This window comes from Rhabdonatronobacter sediminivivens, from assembly GCF_013415485.1.
Lineage (GTDB): Bacteria > Pseudomonadota > Alphaproteobacteria > Rhodobacterales > Rhodobacteraceae > Rhabdonatronobacter > Rhabdonatronobacter sediminivivens.
The window spans coordinates 1-1,161 of sequence record NZ_JACBXS010000122.1 but is presented as its reverse complement, the minus strand read 5'-3'; the positions used below and the strand labels follow the sequence as shown (position 1 = coordinate 1,161).

Below are 1,161 nucleotides of genomic sequence, written 5' to 3'. Positions count from 1 at the left end.
CAAAACCGCACGACCATCCGCAACAGGCGCACCATACGCCCGCAACAATCCCTTCGCCTGATACTCGTGTATGTTCAAAAGCCTGCCCTCCCTTGCAGTCCAGATTTCCGATTAGCGAATCAACCCCAGCAACCGCCGGAACGCATCGGTTCCCGCGCGCCCGAGCCATTCGTAAACCGCCATTTCCGTGGTCACGATCCCCGCACCCATGGCCTGAAGCCGGTCAATGCAGGCGCGTTCGCTTTCCTGTGTCCGCGACGCGGTTGCGTCCGACACCACAAAGACCTCGATGCCCTCTTCCAACAGGCTTGCCGCTGTCTGCATGACGCAGATATGCGCCTCCATCCCCGCCAGCACTGCCTGACGCCGGCCCAGTGCGCGAAAGGCGCTGGCGAAATCAGGGTCTTCCATGCAGGAAAAATGCACCTTCGGCAGGATTTGCGCGCCCTCGGCGGCCGAGGCGATCTCAGGCACCGTATGGCCCAGCCCCTGGGGATATTGTTCGGTCAGCAGCACCGGCACTTTCATTTCCCGCGCCGCAGTCAGCAGCAGGCGGGTGTTGCGCAGCGTGCGTGCGGGCGCCTGCATGGCCGGGACCAGCTTGGCCTGCATGTCAATCACGACAAGCGCGGAGTCCTGGGCGCGAATCAGCATGTCTTACCCGCATGACCTGCACCGAGAGCTGATTCGCAGGTAGATCTGCCTGCTTGTCCTGCCCGGGTATGCTGGTGGCTGAAGACTCGCATATCTGCGCCTCATGGTCGAAAAATCTGGATATGGTATGCCACATACCAATGCGCGAGGGAAGGGGCAATTCACAAACCCGGCGGCGCAGGTGTTCCGGGCCGGCCTGACGGCGATGCTGTGCCCGCAGCATGGGCCGTGATCTGGCAGGGTGCAATTGCTGATCAGCCAGGGCGATGCAGCGCTGGTGCGGACCCGGATTCGCGCAGGCTTGATAATAATCCTGCAAAAAACTGACCCCAAAGAGAATTTGATTTCGCCAAGGGTGATGTTTGCGCTACTTGACAGCCAAGGGTTGGTAAAGGGCTGCGGCAAGTCCCTGTCTGGCAAGCAGATTGTTTTCTTCGTCGTCATGGTATGTCTGCGCATTCTGTTGTTCGGAGTTCTGGTGTTGGTGGTGTTTCCGGGGCCTTGATG

The 1,161-nt window shown here is 60.0% G+C and carries 2 protein-coding genes; one reads left to right on the top strand and one right to left on the bottom strand.

Annotated features, from left to right (window positions below; genetic code table 11):
* Nucleotides 1-111 precede the first annotated feature (111 nt).
* Nucleotides 112-654, bottom strand: coding sequence for a hydrolase (locus HUK65_RS18440; RefSeq protein WP_179907746.1), 543 nt, complete (start codon nt 652-654; stop codon nt 112-114).
* Nucleotides 655-895: 241 nt separating this feature from the next.
* On the opposite strand from HUK65_RS18440, the gene HUK65_RS18435 reads away from it, so the two are divergent.
* On the top strand, nt 896-1,159 hold the full coding sequence (locus tag HUK65_RS18435; protein WP_179907744.1) for a hypothetical protein: 264 nt from the start codon (nt 896-898) through the stop codon (nt 1,157-1,159).
* The last annotated feature ends 2 nt before the right edge of the window (nt 1,160-1,161 follow it).